The sequence below is a fragment of the Catenuloplanes niger genome (genome assembly GCF_031458255.1).
GTDB lineage: Bacteria > Actinomycetota > Actinomycetes > Mycobacteriales > Micromonosporaceae > Catenuloplanes > Catenuloplanes niger.
On record NZ_JAVDYC010000001.1, the window covers coordinates 7,361,993 to 7,387,971 of the forward strand.

Here is a 25,979-nt window from a genome sequence, read left to right on the forward strand (position 1 = left end):
CAGACCCGTTGACCTGCCATTGTGCGGTTGGACAGACTCGCTTACGTCCAATTCAGCTGAGTCGCCGGAAAATTGGCGACTTGTGTGGTAAGAGGCGGTTTGCACATGGCGTCCCGGAGAAAGTTCCTCGGCCTCGCGGCGATCGGCGCGGTGGCGGTCGGCGCCCCGCTCGTGGCCACGGCCATCAACTCGCGGGCGTTCGCCGCCGACGGTCTGCCGATGACGATCGTCAACTCGTCCGGGACGTTCGGCAACGGCGAGATCTTCGTCTACATCGTGGGCACCGAGCTGGCCACCGGCCGCCAGGGCTACGTCAAGCAGAGCGGCGTCTTCACGCCCTGCTCGCCGTCGGACAACGGTGCGGACGGATTCGCCGACCTGGCCGTGCGCCTGAACGCGACCGGCACCACCACGATCAACCTGCCGAAGATGTCCGGCCGCGTCTACTTCGCGATCAAGGACAAACTGAAGTTCAAGGTCGTCACGGACGGCGCCGGCAACTCCGCGCTGCAGTACCCGGCCGGCTGGGTGGCCAACGACCCCAGCTACCAGGTGCTGCACGACTGCGTCGAGTTCACCCACAGCGACGCCGGCATGTTCTGCAACTCGACCATGGTCGACATGTTCAGCATCCCGCTCGGGATCAAGCTGACCGGGTCGAAGGAGCAGGTCACCGGCGTGCTCAAGCCGGGCGGGCGGGACGCGATCTTCGCGGCGGCACGGGCGCTGCCGGACTTCCGGCGCCTGGTCGTCGGCGACAACCTGCGGGTGATCGCGCCCGGTCACGGCATCGGCGCCGGCCTGTTCTCCGCGTCGTACTTCGACTCCGCGATCGACGAGGTGTGGGCCAAGTACGCCACCACGGACCTCAGAGCCACCACCAACGCGGGTACGTTCACCGGCCGCGTCACCGGCGGGCTGTTCACGTTCGACAAGGGCGTCAAGGCGTTCGCAAAGCCGACCACGAAGGACGTGCTCTTCTGCGACGGTGCGCTGGCCGCCCCGAACGACGGCATCACCGGCCCGGTCGCGGCCATCCTCGGCGCCGGCTTCAACCGGTCCACGCTGATCAGCCAGCCGAACCAGCCGAGCACCGACCCGTCCACGTTCTACCGCGCCCCGATCAGCAACCACTACTCGCGGATCATCCACGAGCAGACGGTGGACGGTAAGGCGTACGGGTTCGCGTTCGACGACGTGGTGGACTTCGCGTCCTACATCCAGGACACCGCGCCGCGGGCGTGGGAGGTGACGATCGAGCCGTTCGGGACCTCGAACCCGAACCCCGGGCCGTCCGCCGCCGCCTCCGCGGTCGCCACCGCCACGGCCACCGCGACCGCGTCCGTCCCGGCGGCCGGCACCCGGAGCGCGTTCTCCGCGCTGCAGGCCGAGACCGCGGACGCGCAGGCCGGCACGCAGGTCGAGGGCAGCTCCGTGGCGTACGTCGCGAACGGCGACTGGCTGCGCTTCGACAACGTGGCGTTCGGCAACGACCCGGTCCGGCAGTTCACGGTCCGGGCCGCGTCCGGCGCGCCGGCCGGCGTCTCCGGCCTGATCGAGGTGCGCCTCGACGCGCGCTCCGCCGCGCCGGTGGGCACGATCGCGGTCGGCGGCACCGGCGGCTGGCAGTCCTGGCGCTCGATCGCCGGCGCGCTCGGCGGCGCCGGCGTCACCGGCACCCACACGGTCTTCCTGACGTTCGCCAGCGGCCAGCCGGCCGACTTCGTGAACGTCGACTGGCTTCAGTTCGCCCGCTGATCACCCGCATCCGCCGGGACCCGGCCGCAGTGGGCGGCGGCCGGTCCCCATGCCACAACTGTGGGCAGTGGCCGATCCCTCCGGGGTGGCGGGAGCGGGTGGGGCGGGGTTGATGGCGGCACCCGGCATCGTCGATCGGTCAGGATCGGCGGGCCGGGTGCCGCCGCTCTTCGCCGGGCCGGCGGCGATAATTCTCCTCCGGGTGGTGTCCGGTTCCGGCGGGTGGCTCCGACGTCTCCGCTGCAACCGGCACACCGACGCACCGGAGGAGATCCGCGATGAAGTACATGATCCTCAGCTACGCCGCGCAGCTCGACTACGACGAGATGGGTGGCCGGGACACCGGGCGGCCCGCCTGGACACCGGAGGAGATGGCCGCGATGGGCGAGTTCATGACCGCGTTCAACCAGCGGCTGGCCGAGTCCGGCGAGCTGGTCGAGACGCGCGCGCTCGCCGCGCCGGTGCTCACCCGCCGGGTCGCGCCGAACCTGGCGACCGGGCTGCCGGTCGTCACGGACGGGCCGTACGCGGAGACCCAGGAGGTCCTCGCCGGCTACTGGATCGTCGACGTGGACGGCATCGACCGGGCCACCGAGATCGCCGCCATGCTCAACGACACGCCGGCGCCGGCGCACATCCGGGCCGGGGCGTACGCGGACGTCCGCCCGCTGATGGACGAGCGCGCCGAGCTGCTCGAGCCGTGACCGTCCCGCTCGGGGACCTGCTGCGTGAACTGGCGCCGCAGGTCCTCGGCGCGGTGGTCCGCCGGTACGGCCACTTCGACACCGCCGAGGACGCTGTGCAGGAGGCGCTGCTCGCGGCGGTCGCGGACTGGCCGCGCCGGGGCCGGCCGGACGACCCCCGCGCCTGGCTGATCACGGTGGCGGCGCGGCGGCTGACCGACCTGCTGCGGGCGGACTCGGCGCGGCACCGTCGCGAGTGGACCGTGGCACTGCGCCGGGAGGCACCGCAGGTCCCGGACTCGGACGACTCGCTGGTGCTGCTGTTCCTCTGCTGTCACCCGGCGCTGTCCGTACCGGCGCAGCTGTCCCTGACGCTGAAGGCGGTCGGCGGGCTGAGCACGGCCGAGGTGGCCCGCGCGCTGCTGGTGCCGGAGGCCACGATCGGCCGCCGGATCACGCGCGCGAAGACCGCGATCCGGGACAGCGGCGCCGCGTTCCGGCTGCCGTCGCGCGCCGACTGGGACGGCCGGCTCGCGGTCGTCCTCCGGGTGCTGTACCTGATCTTCAACGAGGGGTACGCGAGCACGGCCGGCCCGGCGCTGCAACGCGTCGAGCTGGCCGCCGAGGCGATCCGGCTCACCCGGCTCGTGCACCGCCTGCTGCCCGCGGACAGCGAGGTGACCGGGCTGCTCGCGCTGATGCTGCTCACCCACGCCCGGCGCGCGGCCCGGACCGCACCGGACGGCGCGCTGATCCCGATGGACGCGCAGGACCGCACGCTCTGGGACGCGGCCGCGATCGAGGAGGGCATCGCGCTGATCACGGCCGCGCTGCCCGCCGGGCCGACCGGCCCGTACCAGCTGCAGGCCGCGATCGCGGCGGTGCACGACGAGGCGCCGACCGCGGCGGACACGGACTGGCCGCAGATCGAGGCGCTCTACGGTCTGCTGCTGCGCGTCGACGCGTCCCCGGTCGTCCGGCTCAACCACGCGGTCGCGGCCGCGATGGCCCGGGGGCCGGCCGCCGGGCTCGCGCTGCTCGACGACGTGCCGCCCGCGTCCCACCGCTGGTACGCGGCCCGCGCGCACCTGCTGGAGAAGGCCGGTGACGTGCGCGGCGCCCGGGACGCGTACCTCGAGGCCGCGACCCGCACCGCCAGCCTGCCGGAACGCGACTACCTGCGGGAACGTGCCCGGCGGCTGACCGGCGAGTGAAAGGTGGTGCCGTTGGGTAACCGGGTGTTCACCCTCACACGTGCGACCATCGAGGTGGCGACCATGGTCACGGACCGAGACGGGGAGCCATCCAGCCGACCGGTGCCGAACCGCCCGCGGATGACGACGACCTCGCCGCCCTGCGGCGCCGGGTCGCGGAGCGCGCGGGCGAGATCGAGCGCCTCAGCGCCCGGATCAACGACCTGCACGGACAGATAGAGGCCTACCGCCGGCGGCGCGGCTCATGACCGCGCCGGACCGGTGCCGGAGTTGCCGGCGGCCCGGGTCACCATCGGACGATGGGATCTCGGCAGGGCGAGGCGGACGCGCTCTGCGCGGCGCGTGACGTGGCAGGGCCGGCGAAGCCGCCGCACGTCCACGGGCGGCGGCTCCGAGCGGCCGCCGGACGGCTCTTGTCGTCCGGGACGGTGCGGCGGCCCACGGGATGTCAGCATGCCGGGCATGGATGCGGAACATCTGCTCGCCGAGATCCGGGCCGCCGCCGCGCCCGGGCCGAACCCGCTGGTCGACGCGGTCGCGGCGGGCCGCGCGCCGCTGACGGCCGTGGCCGCGCTCGCCGCCGAGGAACAGCTCATCATCCCCAGCGACCGGCGCAGCTTCCTGATCCTGGCCAGCCGCGCGGACGACCCGGAGTTCTTCGTCAGCCTGGCCCGGGGCGAGGACCTGGTGCTACCGCTGGCCGGGCGGCTCGCCGCCGCGACCGGCGTGGACCTGCGCGGTTACCGGCCGCAGGCCGGCTGCCAGGGCTACGCCGCCTACGTCGCCTGGCTGGCGCTGAACGCGGACCCGGCCGAGGCCGGGCTCGCGCTGGTGGCGAACTTCGCGGCCTGGGGCGAGTACTGCCGGGCACTCGCCGCCGGCCTGCGCGCGAACTACGGCTTCGCCGACGAGGCGTGCGCGTTCCTGGACTTCTTCGCGACACCCGCCCCGGAGCTGGAGGCACAGGCACTGCGCGCCGTCACCGGCCGGCCGCTCACCACCGCCCGCCGGTACGGGCGGCTGCTGCACGAGTTCGAGACCACGTTCTGGCACACCCTCGCCGACTACTGACCGGGCAGCACGGCTCTCGTCATGCGCCCGGCGTGTGCGGTGGGGGACCGAGGCGTCGCCGGGCGGCGCCTCGGTCCCCGGTGGATCGTGGCGGTCAGGCGATGACGCGCAGCCGGACGGTCTGCGGCAGCGCGGCGAGCTGGTTGATCAGCTCCGGCGTGAAGTCGATGCCGATGTCGGTGAGCAGGTAGCCGTACTCGCCCTTGGTGGCCAGCAGCTGACCCTCGACGTTCACCGAGTGCTCCGCGAGCACGCTGTTGACCTGCGCGAGCACGCCCGGCGTGTTCCGGTGCAGGTAGACCAGGCGGTGACCCTCGCCGTGCGGCGGCAGCGCGACGGACGGCAGGTTCACGCTGAGCGTGGTGTTGCCCTCGGTCAGGAACGTGGCCAGCTTGTTGGAGACGAACGCGCCGATGTCGGCCTGCGCCTCCTCGGTCGAGCCGCCGATGTGCGGGGTCAGGATCACGTTCGGCAGGCCGCGCAGCCCGGACTGGAACTCGTCGCCCCGGCCCTTCGGCTCGACCGGGAACACGTCCACGGCCGCGCCCGCGATGTGGCCGCTCTCCAGGTGCCGGCGCAGCGCGTCGTGGTCGATGACCAGGCCGCGGGACAGGTTCAGGAAGATGCTGCCCGGCTTCATCCGGGCGAACTGCTCGTCGCCGAAGAAGCCGCTGTTGCCCGGCCGGCCGTCCACGTGGATGGTGACGATGTCCGCCACGTCCAGCAGCTCGTTGAGCGTGCTGCACCGGCGCGCGTTGCCCAGCGACAGCTTGTCCGCGCTGTCGTAGAAGTAGACCCGCATGCCCAGCGCCTCGGCCAGCACGGACAGCTGGGTGCCGATGTTGCCGTACCCGACGATGCCCAGCCGCCGGCCGCGCACCTCGTGGCTGCCGTCGGCCGCCTTGTCCCAGACGCCGGCGTGCATGCCGTTGTTCTTCTCGGTCAGCCGGCGGGTCAGCGCGATGATCTCGGCGAGCGCCAGCTCGACCACGCTGCGGGTGTTGGAGAACGGCGCGTTGAACACCGCGACGCCGGCCTCGGACGCCGCGACCTGGTCGATCTGGTCCGTGCCGATGCAGAACGCGCCGATCGCGGCCAGGTCCTTCGCCGCCTCGATGACCCGCGCGGTCACCTTGGTCTTGGACCGGATGCCGAGCAGCGAGACGCCCTCGATCCGCGAGATCAGCTCATCCTCGTCGAGCGCGGAGGAGACAGACTCGACGACATAGCCCTCGGACTCGAACCGGGCCACCGCGTCGGGGTGGATGTTCTCCAGGAGAAGGACTCGCGCCTTACCGTCGTCGATCATGCGGGTTGATTCCTCAATTTCCCTGCTGCTTGGTGCGGTCGCTCCCACCTTAGCGAGGTCCGCATGCGGGTTACCGTGACCGGCGGCACGGGTCCCACATTGCGTGACGGACGACTCCTGCGATATCCATGGATGCCGATTGATGTTGATGGGGTATGCGCAGGTCGGTTCCGCTTTCGGCGGTGTTGCTCCCGCTGTCGCAGGCGCCGGTCTCGGCGGCCGCCGGGCCGCCGGTCACCCGGATCGGTGACACCGGGCGGGACCCGGCCGCGCGGTACGCCGTCTCCTACGACGGGCCGGTCGACAGCGGCTCGTTCCGGCAGGGCCTGCCGCACCGGCTCGCCGCGGACGACTCGCACGCCGTGATCGCGGTCGGCGTCTCGCCCGCGGACGCCGCCCGCACGTGGCGCTCGACACACACGACGAGACGATCTTCTTCTTCCGGTCCGAGGCCGGCCCGACCGACGGCGTGCGGCGATCAGCCGCCCAGTTCCCGCTTCCGGCGAAGCAGTGCTGCGCGCTGTCCACGCGCGCGGACCAGGTTGACCGCGGCGACGGCCAGCAGCGTGACCGACAGCACCAGCGCCGCGGGCCGGGCCTGATCCCGCGCGACGGAGACCGCGACGACGAAGACGGCCAGGATCGTGCACGCGGTCAGGGAGAGCCAGGCGGCGATCACCCGGTCGCGGGCGAACAGCGGGTGCCGGCGGGTGAGCAGCCAGACGGCGTAACCCGCCCAGGCCAGGCCGATCACGACGATGCCGGCGAAGGCGGCCCGGGTGTCGGCGGGGAGCGCGGGCTCGGTGAGCCACAGGGACGCGACCACGGTCGCGACGGTGAGGCCGCCGAGGCCGGCCAGGACCGCGGCGATTCGGCGGACCGGCGACAGCCGCGGGGTCAGCGTGCGGATCAGGTCGTCGGCGTTCATCGCTGGGGTCCCTTCGGGGTGAGCGCGTCGCGGAGCAGGCGGCGGCCGCGGGAGAGGCGTGACTTGACCGTGCCGACCGGGATGTCGCAGATCTCGGCGCAGGTCTCCAGGGAGAGGTCCTGGAGGTAGAAGAGGATCAGCAGCTCGCGTTCGCGGACCGGGACGCCGGCCAGCCCGGCGGCGATCGTGGCGCGGTCGGCGACCAGGTCGCCGACGTCGGGCTCGGCGGCGGCCGCCTCCGCGACCGGCTGTGCGTACTCCGCGCGCAGGCGGTCGGTGACGGAGCGGCGGGCGATGCGGAACAGCCACGGGGCGAAGCGGGCGGGTTCGCGGAGCCGGGGCAGGCCGCGAACGACGGCGAGCCACACCTCCTGGGCCACGTCGTCCGCGTCCCGGGGCCCGATCATGCGGCGGGCGAACGTGTGGACCGGATCGTGCCAGGCCCGGACCAGGTCGGCGAACGCGTCGCGCTCGCCGAGCTGGGCGCGGACGACCAGCAGTTCATCGTGCATTGTTGCCTCCTTTCCCGGTTCAGTCGGGGAAGGAGGCAACCAGGTTCACGCGGCGTCCGGCGACAGGTACTGCTGGGCCCACTCGGGGACGCGCTTGGCCTTCCTGTAGCGGCGGGTCACCCGGACCCGCGGTGCCTCGACGCACTGGCCGCTGATCGACAGCTGCCGGAACTCACCGTCGTCGAAGACCACGGTGACGTTGTCCGGCGCGATCGTGCGCCCGGGATGGTCCGTCTCGACGGCGGGCACGCCGGAGACGGGGTAGTGGAACTCGTCGGTGGTGCTCACGTGAGAGGTCTCCCGATCGGTCGGAACCAGAGATTCACTCTACGGCGGAGGGCGTGTCCGCGCAGTCTCCGTGGCCGGTGTGACGGTTGTGGTGTCGCCCGCGTCTCGGCCCGGTGCGAGAGCCCGCCGGGCCCGTACCCGCCGCACGATGCCGGGCAGCCACGGCCCCAGCCCCACCACCAGCAGGATCGCCAGCAGCGGCACCCGCCACCACGGGGAGAGCACCGGCGGAGGCGGGTCGGGGACCGGCACCGTCCACGGCCGCGCGGTTTTCGACCAGGCCAGGAACGCGTCGCCGATCGGCATCAGGCCGAATGCGTACCGCTTGGTGCCGGTGGTGTCGACCGGCAGGCCGGCGAACTCGCCGAACGACGCGTAACCGGCGGCCAGCGACGTGTCGCCGTGCACCCGGGCCGCGCCGAGCGCGACCACGGTGGTGGACAGGCTGATGCCGAGCGGCAGCGGCCCGGAGTCGACGTCGGCGGGGCCGTCCGTGCCGTGCGGATACTCGCGTACGGCCGGGCCGAGCCCGAGCGGCCGGTCCAGGAACCGCGCGCGGAACAGTGCGTACTGCTCCCGCGCGAACACCGGGTCCACGTCGACCAGGAACCGCTGGATGATCGCCTGCGAGGTGCCGCGCGCACCGGTGACGACCGGGGTGACGGTGTGCGGCAGCAGGCCGGTGGCCGGGTCCAGCCGGTCACGGACCTGCCCGACCCACCGGGCGACGACCGGCGCGAACCGGGCCGGGTCGTACCGGGCGGCCAGCCGGAGCGACGCGATCGCCACCGTGGAGTCGCACGGCCAGGCCTGACCCGGGTAGGCCGCCAGGAACGGGGACGCGGCGAACGCGTCCGCGAGCGCGGCCGAGTCGGCCAGGAACCGGGCCCGCTGCCCCGGATCGTCGCGCACCGTCAGCAGGCCGCCGCGCAACCAGTTCGTCCAGCCGGCGTAGAACACGCCGTACGCGGGCGTCAGTCCCGGGTCGAACGGCGCCCGCCCGGCCGGCGACTCCACCCGCTCCAGCGCCCAGCTCGCCTCCGCGACCGCCTCCGGGACGGCGATACCGCGCTGCCCCAGCGACACCCAGGTCAGTCCGTAGAGGACGTGGAGGAAGTAGAAGCCCTCCGGGAACAGTGCCTGCGCGTCCGTGGCCGCGCCGTCGTCCAGCGCGTCCCGGATGAACGCGAGCTGGCGGCGTACCCCCGGAAGGTCCGGAACGGACGGGCTGACCAACCGCACCGCGCTGCCCAGCGCCAGCAGGCTGAGCAGCGCGGCGAGGACGCGCCGGGCCACGGTCACGGTGCCAGCTCGGCCACCGCCGCGGCCAGCCAGGCGTCGACCGCGCCCCGGTCGTAGCCGCGCGCCACGACCGGCAGCGCCGCGGCGCGCGCCTCCGCGGCCACGGCCGCCCGGAACACCGGGCTGTCCGAGCCGCGCGCCTGGTCGACCCGTTCCACCAGCGCGTGCACGTGACCCGGGTCGTAGCCGCGGAGCACGACGACGAACCGCGCCGACGGTGCCAGGGCGCGCTGCCGGCTGTCGACCGGCTCGGCCATCGCCGTGCGGACGTCCCGGTCCCGGAACCGCTGGATCACCAGGCCCACCAGTGCGACGTAGGCGGCCGTGACCAGGAAGGCGAGCCACCGTGGGACGTTCGCCGCCGTGTAGGCGGTGACCAGCACGACGGCTCCGACGGCCAGGGCGGCGCCGTAGGCGATCCGGGTCCAGTGCAGCACGCGGATCACGGTAGCCGCGTGCGTCAATCCGCCAGCAGTTCGCGTACCCGCGGGATGACCCGCGTGCCGTACAGCTCGATCGAGCGGCACATCACGTCGTGCGGCAGCGTGCCGTTGGAGTACTTCAGGTCGAACCGCTGGATGCCGAGCGCCGTGACGGTCCGGGCGATCTTCTGGGCGACCGTCTCCGGCGAGCCGACGTGCAGCGCGCCCTCGGCGATGTCCGAGTCGAAGCGCCGGCGGGTCATCGGCGGCCAGCCGCGCTCCCGGCCGATCCGGTCCATGATCACGCGCAGGTGCGGCCAGAGCGTGTCCGCGGCCTCCTGGTCGGTCTCCGCGACGAACCCGGGCGCGTGCACCGCGACCGGCAGCGTCGGCGCGCCCAGCTCGCTCAGTGCCCGGTGGTACAGCTCGACGTACGGCGCGAACCGGGCCGGCTCACCGCCGATGATCGCCAGCACCAGCGGCAGTTTGTACGACGCGGCGCGCACCACCGACTCCGGGCTGCCGCCGACACCGATCCACGTGCTGATCCGCCCGGACTCCGTCTTCGGGTAGACCTCCTGCTTGTCCAGCGCGGCCCGGACCGTCCCGGACCAGGTCACCGGGCCCTCGTCGAGCAGGTGGGCCATCAGGTCCAGCTTTTCCGAGAACAGCTTCTCGTAGTCGCGCAGCTCGAACCCGAACAGCGGGAACGACTCGGTGAACGAGCCGCGCCCCAGGGTGATCTCCGCGCGCCCGTTCGACACCGCGTCCAGCGTGGCGAACCGCTCGAACACGCGCACCGGGTCGTCGGAGCTGAGCACGGTCACGGCCGTACCCAGCTTGATCGTCGAGGTGCGCGCGGCGATCGCGGCCAGCACGATCTCCGGCGCGGACACCGCGAAGTCGTCCCGGTGGTGCTCACCGACGCCGAACGCGTCCACCCCCACCCGCTCGGCCAGCACGGCCTGCTCCACCACGTCCCGGATGACCTGCGCGTACGGCAACCGCTTCCCGTCCGGGCCGGCCGTCACGTCGCCGAAGGTGTCCAGCCCGAATTCCACGCTCTGCTCCTCGTTCACGCGGCCCAGTCAACCGTTCGATTCCCGGCACCTGCAAATCCAGATCAAACGCATGCACCGGTACGAATCTCGCGCGCCGGATTCCGTACCGCGGCAACGGTTTTAGGGTGGTGTTCATGTCTCTCGATGTGATCAGATCATCACTGCCCGCGTTGCTCGCCCGGTTCACCGTGCCCGGCGCGGTGCTGGCGGTGTCCACGGGCGGTGAACGGTTCGCGCTCGCGCACGGCGTGCTCAACACGCGGACCGGCGTCGAGGCCACCACCGACTCGCTCTTCCAGGTCGGTTCGATCACCAAGGTGTGGACCACCACGCTCGTCATGCAGCTGGCCGGCGAGGGCCTGCTCGAACTGGACGCCCCGGTCCGCACCTACCTGCCGTCGTTCCGGCTCGGCTCCGACGAGGCCGCCGCGACCGTGACGATCCGCCACCTGCTCTGCCACACCGGCGGTTTCGAGGGCGACCTGTTCACCGACACCGGCCGCGGCGACGACTGCGTGGCCCGGTTCGTCGACACGCTCGGCGACACCCCGCAGCTCTTCCCGCCCGGCACCATGCTGTCCTACAACAACGCCGGTTTCGCCGTGCTCGGCCGGATCGTCGAGGTGCTGCGCGGCCGCCCGTTCGACGTCTGCCTGCGCGAGTCGATCGCCACCCCGCTCGGCATCACCGAACTCGCCACCGACCCGTACGAGGCGATCCTGCACCGCACCGCCGTCGGCCACATCGCCCCGTCCCGCGGCGCCCCGCTCGCCCCCGCCACCGTCTGGTCGCTGCCGCGCTCCAACGCACCGGCCGGCAGCATGCTCGCGATGAGCGCCGGCGACCTGCTCACCTTCGCCCGCATGCACATGTCCGGCGGCGACGGCCTGCTCTCCCCGGACGGCGTCAAGGCCATGCAGCAGCGCGCCGCCGACCGCCCCGCCCCCGGCCTGCCCGGCAGCGGCTGGGGCCTCGGCTGGGAAATCATGAACGACACCGGCACGGTCATCGGCCACGACGGCGGCACCATAGGCCAGGCCGCGTTCCTCCGCGTCATCCCCGACCGCGACGTCGCCGTCGCCCTCCTCACCAACGGCGGCGACGCCGCCTCGCTCTACCACGCCGTGGTCCCCCCACTGATCGAGGAACTGACCGGCATCACCCTCCCCCCACCCGCCCAGGTCCCCACCCCCACCCCCGCCCCCACCGCCCCGTCCGACGCCACCCGCTACCTCGGCACCTACTCCTCCCGCGTCGCCGACCTCACGGTCACCCAGGACCCGGCCGGCCGCCTCTGGCTCCACGACGCCCCCAAGGGCATCTTCACCGAACTCGGCCCACCCGCCCCACCCCAGGAACTCGTCCGCCTCACCGGCGACACCATGATCGTCCGCACCCACCCCGCCACCGCCCACCCCGTCTACGCCTTCATCGGCGACGACGGCCACGGCCACGCCCTCTTCCTCCACGGCGGCCGCGCCACCAGACGCACCCCCCACCACCACTGACCCTCCCGCCCCTTCCTCCCGAGCCCCACCCGCACACTCCCGCCGCCTCGGCACGCCAGGGCGCCTCCCCGGCGTGCCGAGAAGGCTTTTGGGCGCCCATGCGGTCGTCGGTGCCGCTGGTATCCCGCGCACATCGGTGAATTGCGGCGGCACTTGCTGACCGTCGCTCAACATGACTTTCGATGCGCCTCATTCAGGGCGGCCGCGCCGCCATTCCGGAACCAACTCCCATCCGCGGAACAGTCGCACCGAAAACGGAACCCCAAGAAAGTCGCACCACCGTGAGCGCCAACTTTCCGTGTTCGGTATTCCGGCCATTTCTTCTGATGCGTAAGCGATATTCGCCACTGTGGGCCGGATGTCGCTCCCGGGTCATCGTCGTTGCCGAATAAATTTGCCTGCAGGTCGCGATCATCGGCGATCGGTCGAGCTGGTCGGGGCCACGCGGAAGCATAAATCGGGCCGACTTCGAATCGGTCGGGGCAATAACCGCCGAATCACCCTCACCGGCGGCGGCACGCGCCCGGCGACCGGGCTGCACGGCGCCTGTCCCCGTCGCGCGCGTCCGACCACGACCACGACGCAGTGCGACGCAGGCGATGCTGCCCGGGGAATTCTGCCGCTTGCTTGGCCCACTGTCGCGTAAGGACGCCTGCGGCGCGCTGAGCGTGCGGTCAAGCAGGGCGTCTGCGGCATGGCCGGCGTGCGGGTGCCTGCTGCGCGCTGCGCATGGTCAGGCAAGGGCGTCCGTGGCGCGCTGGGTGCGTGGCCGGGCGGGGGTGTCTGCGGTGCGCTGGGTGCGTGGCCGGGCGGGGGTGTCTGCGGTGCGCTGGGTGCGTGGCCGGGCGGGGGTGTCTGCGGTGCGCTGGGTGCGTGGCCGGGCGAGGGTGTCTGCGGCGCGCTGGGTCCGTGGTCAGGCGAAAGTGTCTGCGGCGTTCGGGGTTCGCGTTCGCGTGCGGGCGCCCGCGACGCGCTGAGCGTGCGGTCAGGCGAGGGCATCCGCGGCCCCGTAGGCGCGTGCCCACGTGCGGGAGCCGGCCGTCGACGCACGCCGTCAACCGCTTCGACCGCCTCGACATGGGAGTAACCACACTCCCGGCGCAGACGCTCTATATGACCACGCCGCTTCCCCCAGTAACGCCGCTCCTGCTGTACCTTACGAAACTCGTCGCGCACGGCAGAACAGTTCCGCGACGCAGTCCGATCCCGCATCGTGGCCAATTCACTCGACGTGAACAACTGCAGCTGCCGCATAAAGAAATCCTCGCACAAAACAGCGATCACCACCGCCCCCATCACTGCCGCCGGCCCACACGCGATCGTTCGCCATTCGCGATACGAGACCTTCCCGCCCCGCCGCACATTCCACCGCCGGCGCCCCGTGGATCGGATAAGCTTCAGTGAGGTGATCTCAACGAGGACTTGCGGCGCGGTTCTGCTGTAGACACGGGCATATCGGGTCGAAGCGGATGGTGCTGGATATGGGCGTGGAGCCATCGATAGACAGGTTCTTGCGACGGAACAGGTCTACGAGAGGGCTCCACGTGATCGCTTATCCTGCCATGCTCGACGTGCCCAGGGAACTGGTGCGCTACCTTGCCCAGCTGCTGTCCGCCGAACGGCGGGCGAGGGGCACCCGTCGCGGGACACGGTCGTTGACCTGCTTCTACCAGGCGCTGCTGGTCATAGTGTGGTTCCGCAAAGCCGAAGACGCCACGGTGCTGGGCGCCGGGTTCGGGATCTCCCGGGCCACCGTTTACCGGTATCTCGCCGAAGGCATCACCGTGCTGTCCGCCCAGGCACCTGATCTGCATGAGGCGTTACAACGGGCCGCCGACGAGGGCTGGGCGTTCGTCATTCTGGACGGCAAGCTGTTCGACTGTGACCGCCTCGCGGAGACCGCCACCAGCGTGAAGGGCGAGACGATCGACGCCTGGTACTCGGGAAAGCACCGGGACTTCGGCGCGAACGTCCAGGCCGTCATGCGCCCTGACGGGCTGATCATCTGGACCTCACCGTCACTGCCCGGGCATATGCATGATCTCAGCTGCGCTCAGCAGCTGGGCGTCACCGCCGCGTTGAACTGGGCCGCCGCCGAACTGCAGCTGCCGGCCCTCGCCGACGCCGGCTACGAAGGAGCAGGTCACGGCATCAAAACCCCCACCAAACAACCGGCCGGCGGCCGGCAACTCGCGGTGGCGAACCGGACGGTGAACCGGCTGCTACGCGGCCTGCGCTGGCAAGGCGAACGCGGCTTCGCCATCCTCGTCGGCCGCTGGAAAACGCTACGCCATACCACCGCCAGCCCACGACGAATCGGTGACATCGTCGCCGCCGCACTTCACCTCACCCACTTCGAATACCGAATCCTGCCCGAAACTCACTGAGATCACCTCAATGGCAGTCACATGGGCACACGAGAACCGCGCCGAAGTGCAAACGGCAATAGTTGCCAAGAAACCCAACATCGCAGAAGTGATTCACGACGACAACCGTGGTGGTCCTCGCGGACGTGCGCCAGCACAGAACCGGCACCGCCGGGATGCACCGTCTGCCGTCGACCACCCTTGGGGTGCAGATCTTCGGCAGGGCCGCCACACCCGGCGAGTCCGCAGCCAAGGCAGGGTCGGCGCGCCAGCGCCGCCCCTGCCGGCCACCGGCCAGGCTGGCGGCCCTGCCGAAGATCTGCTCGGCTTCGCCTGGTCGACGGCAGACGGAGCATCCCGGCCCACAGACGCAACCCACACCCGCCACGAAAAAACAGCCGGCCCCCACGGACCCCCGACACCCAGCAAGCCCCGCCATGCACCGGCGCCCGAGATCCGCCGGAGGCATCCCCAAACGCCACCACCAACCCACCAGACACCGATAAGCCGAAATCCCGGTCACTCGGTGCGCGATCACACCCCCGGTCAGACAGGTGACGCACCGAGAACGGCAGGAGCGGCCGCAGACTCGAGCCGCCAGCCGCAGTCGTCAGCCGAGGTCGTCAGCCGAGGTCGTCAGCCGAGGTCGTCAGCCGAGGTCGTCAGCCGCGGTCGCCAGCCGCGGTCGCCAGCTGAGGTCGCCGGATCAGGCACCGAGGCCAGATCCGCTCGGACTCGACGAGAGGCGCGCCCGCCTGTCCCGGGGCGGGCGAGCGGGCCGCTGTGACGCACTGGAATGCTCCGCGGGGAAGACATGAGGTTCAAGCCATCCGGGCAGTCGCGGGGGTGCGGCTCGCCGGTCGCGCGCGGGAACCGGCCTCCCGGGGCCGACATGCGTGCGGCGCCAGCTGGGCGCGGGAAGCAGGCTACCTGGGCACACATATGCACGGCTCGCGGCTGGCCGCGGAAGCTGGCGACCTGAGCGGGCATAGGCATCGCTCACCGACCGGGCGCGATGATCAGCCTTCCTGTGCGGGCGCGGGTGGCCCGCCGGCTGGGCGCGGAAGGCTGGGCTCCTGAGCCGAGGTAGGTATGGCCCGCCGGCTGGGCGCGGAAGGTTGGGCATCCGGCGACAAGCCCCGCTCAGCGATACCCCACCGCCGGGCTCCCCGGCACCGCTCGAACCCGGTACCCCCAGCGCCGCAGTGTCTGGTTCAGCCGGATCGCGCCGGGTGGGTTGGCGGAGTGGATGAGGACGGCGCCGATGTCGAAGGGCGTGCCGTCGAAGGCGGCCTGTTCGAGCAGTGTGACCACGGGCCAGATCGTGTCCGTGCCGCCGAGGTCGTGGTCGAGCCACAGTTCGTCGATGTGGTCGTGGCGGTGCCGGCCGAGCAGTGTGACCGCGTCCGCGCTGGTACGGGCGACGAGCGCGGCCCGGCCGTCGGTGAACGAGCGCAGGTCGTCGACCAGGACGGTGAGCACGGAGACCATCATCGGCTACCTCACCGGGCAGGGCGCGCGTATTCCGCCGGCGGGTTGCTGATCCGGCCGCCGGACCCGGTGCCCGCGGGGAGCGCCGGACGCGCCCACGCCGGACGCGCCCACGCCGGACGCGCCCACGCCGGACGTGACCACGCCGGAAGCGGCTCGATCGGCTTCCGGCGCGGCCGGCGGGTCCGGGCGGCCCGGTCGGGGCCACCCGGGGTCCTCAGATGAGCGTGGCCGCCTGGGTCAGCAGCTCACCGGTGCGCGGGTCGCGGCACAGGTAGCGCTGGCCCTCGTGCATCCAGCCCCAGATGTCGTCCTGAACCAAGGGTTCCTTGCAGTGCAGGCACCGCGGATCGGTCGGTTGAGCGGTGGAGGCACCGCTGCGGACGGAGGTGGGCGTCAAGGTCGGCTTCCCTTCGGGTCTCGTGTGGTCGGGGCCGTTCCAAGTCCCCCCGGAGATCACGTGCAATACCGCACGGTAGCGGATCCGACCGAAATCGATGACATGGGCATTGACCTCGGGCAACCTCAATCACCGTTCGTGTGACGGGGGTCTCAGTTGGTGGTAATTCCTCCGGATGCCATAGGTTGGGCCGAAAGGCCGCACGGATCGGCCGGACAGGCCGACCGGGCGGGCGTGAAGGAGGCGCGGCTTGTCGACCAGCGGCGTCACGGAAGCGGACAGACGGCCCGCCTCGCTGTACGAGGAGGCGGAGGCCGCGCGAGGGCGTGGTGACTACCGGGCCGGGGTGGAGCTCGCCCGGCGTGCCGCGGAGTTCAGCGCCGAGCGCGGTGACGTGGCCGGGCAGGCGTCCGCGCTGCGCCTGGCCGCGAACCAGCTGCTCCGCGTCGGCGAGCAGGAGGCCGCGATCACCGCGTGCACGCAGGCGGCCGGGCTGTTCGAGTCGATCGGCGACGAGCGGGGCATCTGCGAGACGCTGACCGTCCAGGCGATCCCGTTCAACGATCTCGGCCTGCACGAGGAGGCGCTGGACGCGCTGGACCGGGCCCGGCGGATCGCCCAGCGGCTGGACGACCGCGCACTGCTCTACTGGGTGCACAACCGCACCGGCGTGGTGCACGCGGCCATGGGTGACCTCGCGGCCAGCAACGAGTGTCTGCGGCACGCGCTGGCGATGGTCGACCCGGGTGACGACGAGGCCCGCTTCTGCGTGCTGAACAACCTGGGCGACAACGCGGTGTTCCGCATCCCGCAGCTGCGCGAGCTGGGCCGGGCGGACGAGGCGGAGGAGCTGCTGGAGACCGCGCTCGGCCACGTGCGGACCGCGCTGGAGCTGGCGCAGGCCGCGAACCACCCGTACCGGCAGTCGATCGTGCTGGACAACTTCGGCATGCTGATGGCGCATCGGGGGGACTACGGCGAGGCGTTCACGCTGGTGGAGAACTCGCGCATGATCGCGCTCGCGCACGGCTACCGCTCGCTGGAGTCGGCCGCGCTGCAGCATCAGGCGCAGATCCGGCTGCTCCGCGGCGACTGTGCGATCGCGGTGCTCGGCCTGCTGGAGGCGCTGGAGCGCGTCACGGAGGCCAAGGAGAAGCCGATGACCATGGCCATCCACCTCCAGCTGTCCCAGGCGTACGAGCGGATCGGCGACTTCAAGGCCGCGCTGACGCACTACCGGTCGTACCACGCGCTGGAGCGTGAGGCGCACAACGACGTCGCCGCGGTCCGCGCCCGGATGATGGTGCACCTGTTCGAGCTGGACAACGCGCGTCTCGAGGCCGACAACGCACGCCTGGAGTCGGAGCTGCACCGCATGCGCAGCGCCGAGCTGGAGCAGCAGGCGCTCACCGACGCGCTCACCGGTCTCGCGAACCGCCGCGCCGCCGACCAGCGCCTGCCGGAGATGGCCGCGCTCGCGGACGCCACCGGCCGCCCGTTCTGTCTCGCGATCGCGGACGTCGACCACTTCAAGCTGGTCAACGACCGGTACGGGCACGCCGCCGGCGACGACGTGCTGCGCCGGATCGGCGCGCTGCTCCGCGAGCACGTGCGCGGCATCGACCTGGTCGCCCGCCTCGGCGGCGAGGAGTTCCTGATCGCGTTCGAGGGCGTCGACCTGCCCGAGGCCGCCCACCTGGCCGAGAAGCTGCGGCTGGTGGTGGCCGGCCACGACTGGTCGGCGCTCCAGCCGGGTCTCGCGGTCACGGTCAGCATCGGCGTCGCCGAGCACGACCACGGTGATCCCGCGTTGCTCCTGCCGCGCGCGGACGCCCGCCTCTACGCCGCCAAACGCGCCGGCCGCGACCGCGTCACCGCGTCGGACTGAACCGGATCAAGGGCTGCTTTTCCCGCTTCCGGCGTGGTCACCGTCCGTTCGCTCCCGCGGGCACCGGTCGTCGCCAGGGCTCCTCCCTGCACGTCCCGCCGCCGGTCACCACGAACCCCCGGCCGTCCACGTCGGTGCAGCGCCTAGGGGAGCGCGGTGACCAGGGACTCGGCGAGCACGTACCCGGCGGGCAGCGGTGTGCCGTCGGGGTCGCGGCCCGCGTCGACCCGGTAGTACACCTCGCTCGCCCGGCCGGGCCGGCGCGACGAGCCGGTGACCGTCCGGCAGTCGCCGGTCAGGACCTGGTTCCGCGTCGCGTACGTGACCGGCTCCGGATCGACCGGGGACCGGTAGATCCCCACCGACCGCCAGCGGACCTTCCACCGGCAGGGCTCGGCCCCGGCGTCCGTGGCCGGCGTCGTCGCGGTGGTGGGCGCGGCGGGTGGGGCCGGCGAGGGCGCGGCCGGTTCCCGGTGCCCGCTGTCGCCGCTCGCCACCCGGTCGGTGCGCGTCCCGCCGCTCCCGGACCGTCCGGCGGCCGGCGGCAGGTCACCGGGCCCGGCGGCGTCCGGCACACCGGCGTCCCGCCCACCGGCGTCCGGTCGAGCGGTGTCCCATCCACCGGCGTCCGGTCCACCGGCGTCCGGTCCACCGGCGTCCGGTCCACCGGCGTCCGGTCCGCCGGCGACCGGCCCGCTCCCGGCTGGCGCGGTGACCGGTCCCGCCGGCGGCCCGGCCGCGGATCGGCCGGCCGGCGTCTCCGCCGCGCCGGTGGGGCCCGCCGTGCCGTCCGCGGCCGGTGCGGGCCCGGCACCGAGCTCCGCGTCCCGGCCCTGCGGCGCGGTCGTCACCGGCTTCGACAGGTAGACCTGGTGCACGGTGATGGCGAGGCCGATCGGTCCCGCGACGCCCACGACGAAGGTGAAGGCCGCGCGGGCCACCCGGAAGGCGGTGGTGCGCTGACTGCGCCGCCCTTGGCGGCGTCCGTTTTGCGGCATATCGCCCACCCTAGACCACCTCGGCAACCGCGACGCCGCCTCCACCTCCGCCCCCCGCGGGTGGCCGCGGACCCGCCGCTCACCCGGCCTCGCGGGCGAGCGGGCGGGGGTTCACCCGGCTCGGCGCGCGATCAGGTACAGGTCGCGCGGTGCGCCGGTGAGCTGGCGTCCGGCGGGCCAGACGACGCGCAGGGAGCGGTCCAGGCGGACGTCCGGCACCGGGACCTCGACGAGCGTGCCGGCGGTCAGCTCGGACGAGACCGCCAGCGAGCTGAGCACGGCCGCGCCGCTGCCGGCCAGGACCGCATGCTTGATCGCGGTGGTCGACGACAGCTCCAGCAGCGGCGGTGCCACCGACGTCACGCCGTGGGCGCGCAGCGCGGCCTCCAGCGCGCGCCGGGTGCCGGACAGCGCCTCGCGGGCGACCAGCGGCGTGGCCGCCAGCTCGGCCGCGGTGACGCCGCGCCGGCGCCGTGCCCACGGATGACCCGCCCCGACCACCGCGACCAGCCGGTCCGCCGCGACGGTCTCCGCGTGCAGGCCGGCCGGCAGGTCCGGGCCCTCGACGAAACCCAGGTCCGCGCCGCCGTCCAGGACCAGCGACGCCACGGACGCGGAGTTCGCCGCCTGCAGCGCGACCGCGAGCCCGGGATGGCCGGCGCGCACCGCGACCAGCCAGCCGGGCAGCAGGTACTCGGCCACGGTCTGGCTGGCCGCGATCAGCAGCCGGCCGCCCGCGGTCTCGCGGAGCGTGGCCACGCCCTCGGCCAGCGCGGTGGCGGCGTCGAGCGCGGTCCGGGCCCAGTCGGCGACGAGCGCGCCGTGCGCGGTGAGCGTGGAGCCGCGCGGGCCGCGGTCGAGCAGCGTCAGGCCGAGCGTGCGTTCCAGCCGGCGGAGGCGGGCGCTGGCCGCGGGCTGGGAGACGCGGTGTTCCCGGGCGGCGCGGCCGACGCTGCCCAGCCGGGCGACGGAGAGCAGCAGGTCGAAGCCGGTCAGGTCGGACACCGGCGGCGGCAGAGGCATAGGCGCAGGCTATGACCTCAGACGGAAACGCCGCCTACCGGACCGCCGTGCACCCGGCCAGCCTGGAGACCATGAACTTCGGGCCGAACTGGTTCGCGACCGTGATGGGCACCGGCGTGCTCGCCACCGCGGCGCTGTCGCTGCCACAGCACCTCCCCGGCGTGCACCGGGCCGCCACCGTGGTCTGGGCGGCCGCGGTCGTGCTGCTGGCCGCGCTGACCGTGGGCTTCGCCCGGCACCTGCGCCGGAACCGGCGCACCTACCTCGACGATCCGGCCGCGGCGCACTTCTGGGGCGCGCCGCCGATGGCCGTGATGACGATCGGCGCAGGTGCGCTCATGGTCGAGGTCCCCGGCGCGGTCCCGGTCGCCACCGCGTGCTGGCTGGTCGGCGCCGCCGGTGGGCTGGTCACGGCCGTGCTGATCCCGTACCGGACGATGACCCGGGGCTGGGGCGGGCCCGGCGAGGCACCCGGCGGGCGGCTGATGCCGGTGGTGCCGCCGATGGTCGCGGCCGCGCAGGGCGCGCTGCTCGCGGCGCACCTGCCGGACGGCGAGCCGCGCACCCAGCTGCTGATCGCGTGCGCGGCCATGTTCGGCGCGAGCCTGGCCGCCGCGGCCGTGGTGATCGGTCAGGTGTGGTCGAGGCTGGCCGCGCACGGGCCGGGCGCGGCCGCCGGCGTACCCACGCTGTGGATCGTGCTCGGCCCGCTCGGGCAGTCGATGACGGCGGCGCACCTGCTGGCCGCCGCGGCCCCGCCGCACCTGGCCGGGGCGGCGAACGCGGCCGCGGTGCTCTATGCCGTACCGGTGCTGGGGTGTGCGCTGCTCTGGTTGTCGCTCGCGGCCGCGTTGACGCTGCGGGCCGCGCGGGACGGGCTGCCGTTCACGCCGGGCTGGTGGGCGTTCACGTTCCCGGTCGGCACGCTGGTGACCGGCGTGGCCGGCCTGTCCGCGCGGACCGGTTCGGCACCGCTGGCCGGGCTGGCCCTCGCGCTCTTCGCGCTGTTGCTGTGCGGCTGGGTGCTCGCCGCCGGTGGGACGCTGCGCTGGCTCAGAGCGACTTCCGCAGCTGCTGTGTGATCACGTCGTAGCCGGCCGAGTCGTACAGCGCGACCGCGGCCTTGTTGGTGCCGAACACGTTCAGCTCCAGCGCCGCGCAGCCGCGGGACCGGGCCTCCGCCTCCACCGCGGACAGCAGCGCCCGGCCGAGACCGTGACCGCGATGGCCGGCGTCCACCGTGAGCATGTGCAGGTAGCCGCAGCCCGCGATGCCGTGCGGGTGCCGCAGCCCGAACCAGGCCGCGCCGATCCGCCCGCGGTCCGACTCGCCGATCAGCAGCACGTGGCCCGGCGTGTCGAAGCCGAGCGGCAGCAACGCGCAGACGCCGTCGAACGCGGTCGCCCGCGCGACCTCGGCCGCGATCCCCACGGCCGTGATCAGCGAGTCCACCGTCAGATCCAGCACGGATGCCCGGAAGGCGCCGAACTCACCGGCGTGCATCGGGCGCAGCGTCACGGTCGTCATGTCCCGCACCCTAGCCCTCTCCCGGCCGCGCGAACCGGCACGCACAAAGGCCGGGCAAAAGGACGAATCAGGCGCCGCCCAGCATGCGCTCGGCGAACCGGGCCTCCATCCGCGCCACGGTCCGGACCAGCGGCGCCAGCGTCAGGGCGAAGAGCAACCCGGTGGCCATGTAGAGCCAGATCCGGGTCTCCGTCGCCGAGCCCAGCCCGACCAGCTCCGGCAGGCCCTCGGCCCGCGGCCCGTACGGGACCGCCCAGTCCCACAGCGACGCGCTCAACCCGGTGACCGCCGCCGCCCACCACGTCACGACCAGCGTGAACGCCAGCGCGCTCGGCACGACCCGGAGCACGCCGTGTGCCAGGGCCGGCCACCACCGCCGGCGCTGCGGGGCCGGGACCGCCCGGCCGAGCACCCGCGCCGCGCGCCGCCGCTCCGCCTCGGCGACCCGCCCGGCGACGGCCGGCACCGCGGCCAGGATCGGCACGCCGACCACCATCATCGCCGTGCCCAGGCCGAGCACGACCGCGGCGACCAGGCCGGCGGAGGTGAGCACGCCGATCGGGAAGCCGGTCAGCACGTAGCGGGTGTCCACCCAGAGCTGTCGCGGTGAAAGGTCCGGCCCGGCGGTGACGGTCACGGTCGTCATGCCGTCGACGCTATCGATCGCGGTCGCGCCGGCCCATCCGGCGAGCCCCTACGTGTGGGGTAGGGCTTGCCCTACCTACGACCCCTACCTACTACGACAGGCCGAGCGCCCGCCGCCACACGGTTCCGTGCTCCTCGATGTAGGCCGTGTCGTCCCGCCACGCGTCCCCGTGCCCGGTCCGCCAGTGCGTCAGCCACGGCTCCACGCCCAGCGCCGCCTGCTCCCGGAGGAAGTCGTGCATCGCCGCGGTCCGCCGCGCCAGCAACGGCACCAGCGCCTCGCGCATCGCCTCGTCCGCGCCGTAGGCGTCCGCGAACACGCCGAGCCGCCGCCCGTGGTCCCAGTCCGACCAGCGGGCCAGCGGCAGGAAGCCGTGCGCCGCGTAGGCCAGGTCCCACAGCCGTGAGCCGGGCGCGGTCCCGTCCCAGTCGATGAACGTCAGCCGGTCGCCGATCACCAGGTTCCACGGCGCGAGGTCGTTGTGCGTGATCAGCTCCGCCCGGTCCGGCGCGATCAGCGTGTTCCACACCGCGTCCGGCGGCGGCACGAAACCCGCGGCCGCGTCGTGCAGCTCGCGGATCACCCGGGCCACCGCCCGGACCGCGTCGTCCGCCGCCAGCAACCGCAGCTCGTCCCCCCACGGGACCGTCCCGGCCGCGAACGTCAGCACCTCCCGCCCGCGCTCGTCGAACCCGAGCGGCCGCGGCGCGTGCGCGAAGCCGGCGGCGTGCAGGTGCTCCAGGAACGCGTGCACCGACGGCGTCCACGGCCCGGCCGGCCGCCGGACCGTGTCGCCGACGCGCACGATGTCGCCGCTCACGTTCCCGCGCGGCAGCAGAATCTCCTCGTCCACGCCGTCGATCCTCCCGCGTCCGGCGGGTTCGCGTGCGCCGGGGCGCCCGCGGCGGACCCGCGGTGCTCACCGGCCGTAGGATCCCGGGGTGACCGAGCTGCGTACCGAGCGGTTGACCCTGCGGCGCTGGCGCGACACGGACCGGGAGCCGTTCGCCGCGCTGAACGCGGATCCCGAGGTGATGCGGCACTTCCCCGCGACGCTGACCCGCGCGCAGTCCGACGCGATGATCGACCGCGTCGACGGCGACCTGGCCCGCCAGGGCTACGGACTCTGGGCCGTCGACGCCCCCGGCGGCTTCATCGGCTTCGTCGGCCTGGCCCGCCCCCGGTTCGAGGCCCACTTCACGCCCGCGATCGAGATCGGCTGGCGCCTGTCCCGCCACGCCTGGGGCCACGGCTACGCCACCGAGGCCGCCCGCACCGTCCTCGCCCACGCGTTCACCACGCTCGCGCTGCCCGGCCTGGTCTCCTTCACCGCCCACACCAACACGCGCTCCCGCGCCGTCATGCGGCGCCTCGGCTTCCGCCACGACCCGGCCGAGGACTTCCACCACCCCAACATGTCCCCGGACGACCCCCTCCAGCCGTGCGTCCTCTACCGCCTCGACGCCGCCACCTGGCGCGCCCGGACGAGCGGCGAGATCACGAACTGAGGAGCGGTTTTCCCGCTTCCGGCGTGCCGCGGCCCGCATGCTCCCGCGGGCACCGGTCGTCGCCAGGGCTCCTCCCTGCCGGTCCCGCCGTGGCCGGGACGACCCACCCGGCGCGGCGTCAACGGTCACGTTCGCGGTCACGGTCGATGCGGAGGTCGCGTTCCAGTTCGGCGAGGAGCGCGTGCAGGTCGTCGATGCGCTGGCTGATGGCGATCCGGTCGATCTCGTCGGGGACGCCGTCGCCGTCCGCGTCGTACCCGTGTGAGAGGCCCTCGGTGATCTCCAGGCGGCGGGCCTCCTCCATGGAGTTGACGATGACCGCGATCAGGATGTTCACCAGCAGGTTCGCGGTGATCAGGACGTAGCTGACGTAGTAGAGCAGGGTCCAGGGGGAGTAGGCCATGCCCTGCGCGATCAGGTCGGGGAGGTTCTCCTGGGAGAGCAGCACGAAGAGCGTGATCGCGGCGCGGCCGACCGTGCCGTACTGCTCGGGGAACGCGTCGGCGAAGATCAGCCAGCCGGCCATGCCGTAGAGGTAGACGGTGACCAGCGCGAGCGCCAGGAAGCCGCCGATGCCGGGGAGGCTGCGCAGCAGCGCGGTGACGATCGTGCGCAGACCGGGGGAGAACCGGACCAGGCGCAGCACCCGGGCGATCCGCAGGATGCGCAGCAGCGCGGAGTCGCCGTGCAGGCCGGGGATGAACACCGCGGCGATCACGACGAAGTCGAAGACGTTCCAGCCGTTGCGGAAGAAGTCCTGCGGGCGCCGGCCGTGCGCCAGGATCCGGATCGCTATCTCGAGCACGAACACGGCCCGGAAGCTCAGCTCCAGACCGTGCAGGATCGGTTCCCACCCGCCGAGGTGCGGGTACGTCTCGATGCCGAGCACCACGGCGTTCGCGCCGATCACCACCACGATCACGATCTCGAAGGCGCGGTGGTCGCGGATCGCGGCGCAGGCGCGGGCGAGCGGGGAATGCGTGATCATGAATGCAGGGTAGATTCCGTACCGTGATCGAGTTGTCCCGCCCGGTGGTCGTCGCGCCGATGGCCGGGGGTCCGTCCACGGTCGCGCTGGTGGTCGAGGCCGCGCGTGCCGGCGGCCTCGGATTCCTGGCGGCCGGCTACAAGACCCCCGACGCGACCGCGCGTGAGGTGGCGGCGGCCCGCGCGGCCGGCGTGCCCTTCGGGCTCAACATCTTCGTGCCGGACACCACCCCCGCCGACGCGGACGACGTCGCGAAATACCGGACCAGGCTGGAGCGGGACCACGGCCCGCTGCCGGAACCGCCGCTCGCCGACGACGACCACTTCGCCGAGAAGCTGCGGATCGCCGCGGGCGTGCCCTACGTCAGCTTCACGTTCGGCCTGCCGCCGGCGGACGCGGTCGCGGGGCTGCGCGCGGCCGGCAGCACCGTGCTGATCACCGTGACCACGCCGGGGGAGGCCCGGCGCGCGCTCGCCTTCGGCCCGGACGCGCTGGTCGCGCAGGCCGGCACCGCGGGCGGCCACTCCGGCACGTACGACCCGGCCGGCCACGACGGCTCCGGCACCGCGATCGAGTTGCTCCGCGACGTGCCGAGGACGGTACCGGTGGTCGCGGCCGGCGGCACCGGCACCGCGGCCGACGTGCGGGCGCTGCTGGACGCGGGCGCGACCGCGGTCCAGGCCGGCACCGCGTTCCTGCTCGCGGACGAGGCCGGCACGCGTGCGGCCCACCGCGCCGCGCTGACCGAGGGGCGGGAGACCGTGGTCACCCGCGCGTTCACCGGCCGGCCCGCCCGGGCGCTCCGCAACCGGTTCACCGACGCGTACGGCCCGTACGCGCCGCTCGCCTACCCGGCGGTCCACCACCTGACCGCGCCGATCCGGGCGGCCGCGGCGGCCCGGGGCGACGCCGAGTCGATCAACCTGTGGGCCGGCACGGCGCATGCGGACGCACGCCCCGGGCCCGCCGGTGAGATCCTGCGCACGCTGGCCGGTTGCAATTAGTCACAACACCCTCCTGAACTGGTGATTCTCAGGAATCATCCAGGGAGAGCCCATATGGTTGCCCGTCGAGGGGAGTACCCCACA

General features: G+C 73.0%; 24 protein-coding genes. 10 read left to right on the forward strand and 14 right to left on the reverse strand.

Annotated features, from left to right (window positions below; translation table 11 throughout):
* Positions 1-105 precede the first annotated feature (105 nt).
* From J2S44_RS32165 to J2S44_RS32180, 4 genes are all read left to right on the forward strand, one after another.
* Positions 106-1,758, forward strand: a complete 1,653-nt coding sequence (locus J2S44_RS32165; protein WP_310421504.1) for a beta-1,3-glucanase family protein — start codon at positions 106-108, stop codon at positions 1,756-1,758.
* A 278-nt stretch (positions 1,759-2,036) separates the two neighbouring features.
* Positions 2,037-2,462 carry a YciI family protein gene (locus J2S44_RS32170; RefSeq protein ID WP_310421506.1) on the forward strand — a complete coding sequence of 142 codons (426 nt, stop codon included), beginning with the start codon at positions 2,037-2,039 and terminating at the stop codon, positions 2,460-2,462.
* Positions 2,459-3,655 carry an RNA polymerase sigma factor gene (locus tag J2S44_RS32175; protein ID WP_310421508.1) on the forward strand — a complete coding sequence of 399 codons (1,197 nt, stop codon included), beginning with the start codon at positions 2,459-2,461 and terminating at the stop codon, positions 3,653-3,655. The genes J2S44_RS32170 and J2S44_RS32175 overlap by 4 nt, the downstream gene beginning before the upstream one ends.
* 462 nt (positions 3,656-4,117) lie before the next feature.
* Positions 4,118-4,726: a heme oxygenase-like domain-containing protein gene (locus J2S44_RS32180; protein WP_310421510.1), complete on the forward strand. Its 609-nt coding sequence runs from the start codon at positions 4,118-4,120 to the stop codon at positions 4,724-4,726.
* A gap of 94 nt (positions 4,727-4,820) precedes the next feature.
* Here J2S44_RS32180 and serA read toward each other — a convergent pair whose 3' ends face one another.
* From serA to J2S44_RS32215, 7 genes are all read right to left on the reverse strand, one after another.
* Positions 4,821-6,035, reverse strand: coding sequence for a phosphoglycerate dehydrogenase (gene serA, locus J2S44_RS32185; protein ID WP_310421512.1), 1,215 nt, complete (start codon positions 6,033-6,035; stop codon positions 4,821-4,823).
* A 478-nt stretch (positions 6,036-6,513) separates the two neighbouring features.
* Positions 6,514-6,963, reverse strand: a complete 450-nt coding sequence (locus tag J2S44_RS32190; RefSeq protein ID WP_310421514.1) for a hypothetical protein — start codon at positions 6,961-6,963, stop codon at positions 6,514-6,516.
* The gene (locus tag J2S44_RS32195; RefSeq protein WP_310421516.1) at positions 6,960-7,475 is read right to left on the reverse strand and encodes an RNA polymerase sigma factor; all 516 of its coding nucleotides are present in this window, start codon (positions 7,473-7,475) and stop codon (positions 6,960-6,962) included. The genes J2S44_RS32190 and J2S44_RS32195 overlap by 4 nt, the downstream gene beginning before the upstream one ends.
* Positions 7,476-7,520: 45 nt before the next feature.
* Positions 7,521-7,763 carry a hypothetical protein gene (locus J2S44_RS32200; protein WP_310421517.1) on the reverse strand — a complete coding sequence of 81 codons (243 nt, stop codon included), beginning with the start codon at positions 7,761-7,763 and terminating at the stop codon, positions 7,521-7,523.
* A 39-nt stretch (positions 7,764-7,802) separates the two neighbouring features.
* Positions 7,803-9,065 (reverse strand): hypothetical protein, encoded by a 1,263-nt coding sequence (locus J2S44_RS32205; protein ID WP_310421519.1) that lies wholly within the window; start codon positions 9,063-9,065, stop codon positions 7,803-7,805.
* Positions 9,062-9,502: a hypothetical protein gene (locus J2S44_RS32210; RefSeq protein ID WP_310421520.1), complete on the reverse strand. Its 441-nt coding sequence runs from the start codon at positions 9,500-9,502 to the stop codon at positions 9,062-9,064. The genes J2S44_RS32205 and J2S44_RS32210 overlap by 4 nt, the downstream gene beginning before the upstream one ends.
* 23 nt (positions 9,503-9,525) lie before the next feature.
* Positions 9,526-10,566 carry an LLM class flavin-dependent oxidoreductase gene (locus J2S44_RS32215; RefSeq protein ID WP_310421522.1) on the reverse strand — a complete coding sequence of 347 codons (1,041 nt, stop codon included), beginning with the start codon at positions 10,564-10,566 and terminating at the stop codon, positions 9,526-9,528.
* Positions 10,567-10,682: 116 nt separating this feature from the next.
* Here J2S44_RS32215 and J2S44_RS32220 point away from each other — a divergent pair, with 116 nt between their 5' ends.
* Both J2S44_RS32220 and J2S44_RS32225 read left to right on the forward strand, forming a co-directional pair.
* Positions 10,683-12,056 carry a serine hydrolase domain-containing protein gene (locus J2S44_RS32220; RefSeq protein ID WP_310421524.1) on the forward strand — a complete coding sequence of 458 codons (1,374 nt, stop codon included), beginning with the start codon at positions 10,683-10,685 and terminating at the stop codon, positions 12,054-12,056.
* A 1,562-nt stretch (positions 12,057-13,618) separates the two neighbouring features.
* Positions 13,619-14,443 carry a transposase family protein gene (locus J2S44_RS32225; protein WP_310409445.1) on the forward strand — a complete coding sequence of 275 codons (825 nt, stop codon included), beginning with the start codon at positions 13,619-13,621 and terminating at the stop codon, positions 14,441-14,443.
* Between the two features lie 1,122 nt (positions 14,444-15,565).
* Here J2S44_RS32225 and J2S44_RS32230 read toward each other — a convergent pair.
* Positions 15,566-15,916 carry a cyclic-phosphate processing receiver domain-containing protein gene (locus J2S44_RS32230; protein ID WP_374727925.1) on the reverse strand — a complete coding sequence of 117 codons (351 nt, stop codon included), beginning with the start codon at positions 15,914-15,916 and terminating at the stop codon, positions 15,566-15,568.
* Positions 15,917-16,563: 647 nt separating this feature from the next.
* Between J2S44_RS32230 and J2S44_RS32235 the strand changes: the two genes are divergently transcribed.
* Positions 16,564-18,201 (forward strand): tetratricopeptide repeat-containing diguanylate cyclase, encoded by a 1,638-nt coding sequence (locus J2S44_RS32235; protein WP_310421526.1) that lies wholly within the window; start codon positions 16,564-16,566, stop codon positions 18,199-18,201.
* A 143-nt stretch (positions 18,202-18,344) separates the two neighbouring features.
* Here the strand turns inward: J2S44_RS32235 and J2S44_RS32240 are convergent, their stop codons facing one another.
* Together J2S44_RS32240 and J2S44_RS32245 are read right to left on the reverse strand one after the other, a co-directional pair.
* On the reverse strand, positions 18,345-19,199 hold the full coding sequence (locus J2S44_RS32240; RefSeq protein WP_310421528.1) for a hypothetical protein: 855 nt from the start codon (positions 19,197-19,199) through the stop codon (positions 18,345-18,347).
* Between the two features lie 111 nt (positions 19,200-19,310).
* Positions 19,311-20,222, reverse strand: coding sequence for a LysR family transcriptional regulator (locus J2S44_RS32245; protein ID WP_310421530.1), 912 nt, complete (start codon positions 20,220-20,222; stop codon positions 19,311-19,313).
* 11 nt (positions 20,223-20,233) lie between these two features.
* Between J2S44_RS32245 and J2S44_RS32250 the strand changes: the two genes are divergently transcribed.
* Entirely contained in the window at positions 20,234-21,304 is a 1,071-nt protein-coding gene (locus J2S44_RS32250) for an SLAC1 family transporter (protein WP_310421532.1), read from the forward strand.
* Here J2S44_RS32250 and J2S44_RS32255 read toward each other — a convergent pair.
* The 3 genes from J2S44_RS32255 to J2S44_RS32265 form a co-directional block, all read right to left on the reverse strand.
* Positions 21,276-21,749 carry a GNAT family N-acetyltransferase gene (locus J2S44_RS32255; protein WP_310421534.1) on the reverse strand — a complete coding sequence of 158 codons (474 nt, stop codon included), beginning with the start codon at positions 21,747-21,749 and terminating at the stop codon, positions 21,276-21,278. The genes J2S44_RS32250 and J2S44_RS32255 overlap by 29 nt on opposite strands.
* A 67-nt stretch (positions 21,750-21,816) precedes the next feature.
* Positions 21,817-22,395 carry a sensor domain-containing protein gene (locus J2S44_RS32260; RefSeq protein WP_310421536.1) on the reverse strand — a complete coding sequence of 193 codons (579 nt, stop codon included), beginning with the start codon at positions 22,393-22,395 and terminating at the stop codon, positions 21,817-21,819.
* 91 nt (positions 22,396-22,486) lie between these two features.
* Positions 22,487-23,248, reverse strand: a complete 762-nt coding sequence (locus tag J2S44_RS32265) for a phosphotransferase (protein WP_310421538.1) — start codon at positions 23,246-23,248, stop codon at positions 22,487-22,489.
* An 88-nt stretch (positions 23,249-23,336) separates the two neighbouring features.
* Here J2S44_RS32265 and J2S44_RS32270 point away from each other — a divergent pair, with 88 nt between their 5' ends.
* Positions 23,337-23,903 carry a GNAT family N-acetyltransferase gene (locus J2S44_RS32270; RefSeq protein ID WP_310421540.1) on the forward strand — a complete coding sequence of 189 codons (567 nt, stop codon included), beginning with the start codon at positions 23,337-23,339 and terminating at the stop codon, positions 23,901-23,903.
* A gap of 118 nt (positions 23,904-24,021) precedes the next feature.
* Here the strand turns inward: J2S44_RS32270 and J2S44_RS32275 are convergent, their stop codons facing one another.
* A complete protein-coding gene (locus tag J2S44_RS32275; protein WP_310421542.1) occupies positions 24,022-24,891 on the reverse strand; it encodes an ion transporter in 870 nt (289 codons plus the stop codon).
* A 23-nt stretch (positions 24,892-24,914) separates the two neighbouring features.
* Here J2S44_RS32275 and J2S44_RS32280 point away from each other — a divergent pair, with 23 nt between their 5' ends.
* Positions 24,915-25,895 carry a nitronate monooxygenase gene (locus J2S44_RS32280; RefSeq protein WP_310421544.1) on the forward strand — a complete coding sequence of 327 codons (981 nt, stop codon included), beginning with the start codon at positions 24,915-24,917 and terminating at the stop codon, positions 25,893-25,895.
* Positions 25,896-25,979 lie beyond the last annotated feature (84 nt).

Coding starts and splice junctions, on each gene's coding strand:
- J2S44_RS32230 (WP_374727925.1), bottom strand. CDS start 15,916: ATGATGGTCTCCGTGCTCACCGTCCTGGTCGACGACCTGCGCTCGTTC.
- J2S44_RS32220 (WP_310421524.1), top strand. CDS start 10,683: ATGTCTCTCGATGTGATCAGATCATCACTGCCCGCGTTGCTCGCCCGG.
- J2S44_RS32245 (WP_310421530.1), bottom strand. CDS start 20,222: ATGCCTCTGCCGCCGCCGGTGTCCGACCTGACCGGCTTCGACCTGCTG.
- J2S44_RS32195 (WP_310421516.1), bottom strand. CDS start 7,475: ATGCACGATGAACTGCTGGTCGTCCGCGCCCAGCTCGGCGAGCGCGAC.
- serA (WP_310421512.1), bottom strand. CDS start 6,035: ATGATCGACGACGGTAAGGCGCGAGTCCTTCTCCTGGAGAACATCCAC.
- J2S44_RS32190 (WP_310421514.1), bottom strand. CDS start 6,963: ATGAACGCCGACGACCTGATCCGCACGCTGACCCCGCGGCTGTCGCCG.
- J2S44_RS32260 (WP_310421536.1), bottom strand. CDS start 22,395: ATGACGACCGTGACCGTCACCGCCGGGCCGGACCTTTCACCGCGACAG.
- J2S44_RS32275 (WP_310421542.1), bottom strand. CDS start 24,891: ATGATCACGCATTCCCCGCTCGCCCGCGCCTGCGCCGCGATCCGCGAC.
- J2S44_RS32250 (WP_310421532.1), top strand. CDS start 20,234: ATGACCTCAGACGGAAACGCCGCCTACCGGACCGCCGTGCACCCGGCC.
- J2S44_RS32180 (WP_310421510.1), top strand. CDS start 4,118: ATGGATGCGGAACATCTGCTCGCCGAGATCCGGGCCGCCGCCGCGCCC.
- J2S44_RS32240 (WP_310421528.1), bottom strand. CDS start 19,199: ATGCCGCAAAACGGACGCCGCCAAGGGCGGCGCAGTCAGCGCACCACC.
- J2S44_RS32255 (WP_310421534.1), bottom strand. CDS start 21,749: ATGACGACCGTGACGCTGCGCCCGATGCACGCCGGTGAGTTCGGCGCC.
- J2S44_RS32165 (WP_310421504.1), top strand. CDS start 106: ATGGCGTCCCGGAGAAAGTTCCTCGGCCTCGCGGCGATCGGCGCGGTG.
- J2S44_RS32225 (WP_310409445.1), top strand. CDS start 13,619: ATGCTCGACGTGCCCAGGGAACTGGTGCGCTACCTTGCCCAGCTGCTG.
- J2S44_RS32170 (WP_310421506.1), top strand. CDS start 2,037: ATGAAGTACATGATCCTCAGCTACGCCGCGCAGCTCGACTACGACGAG.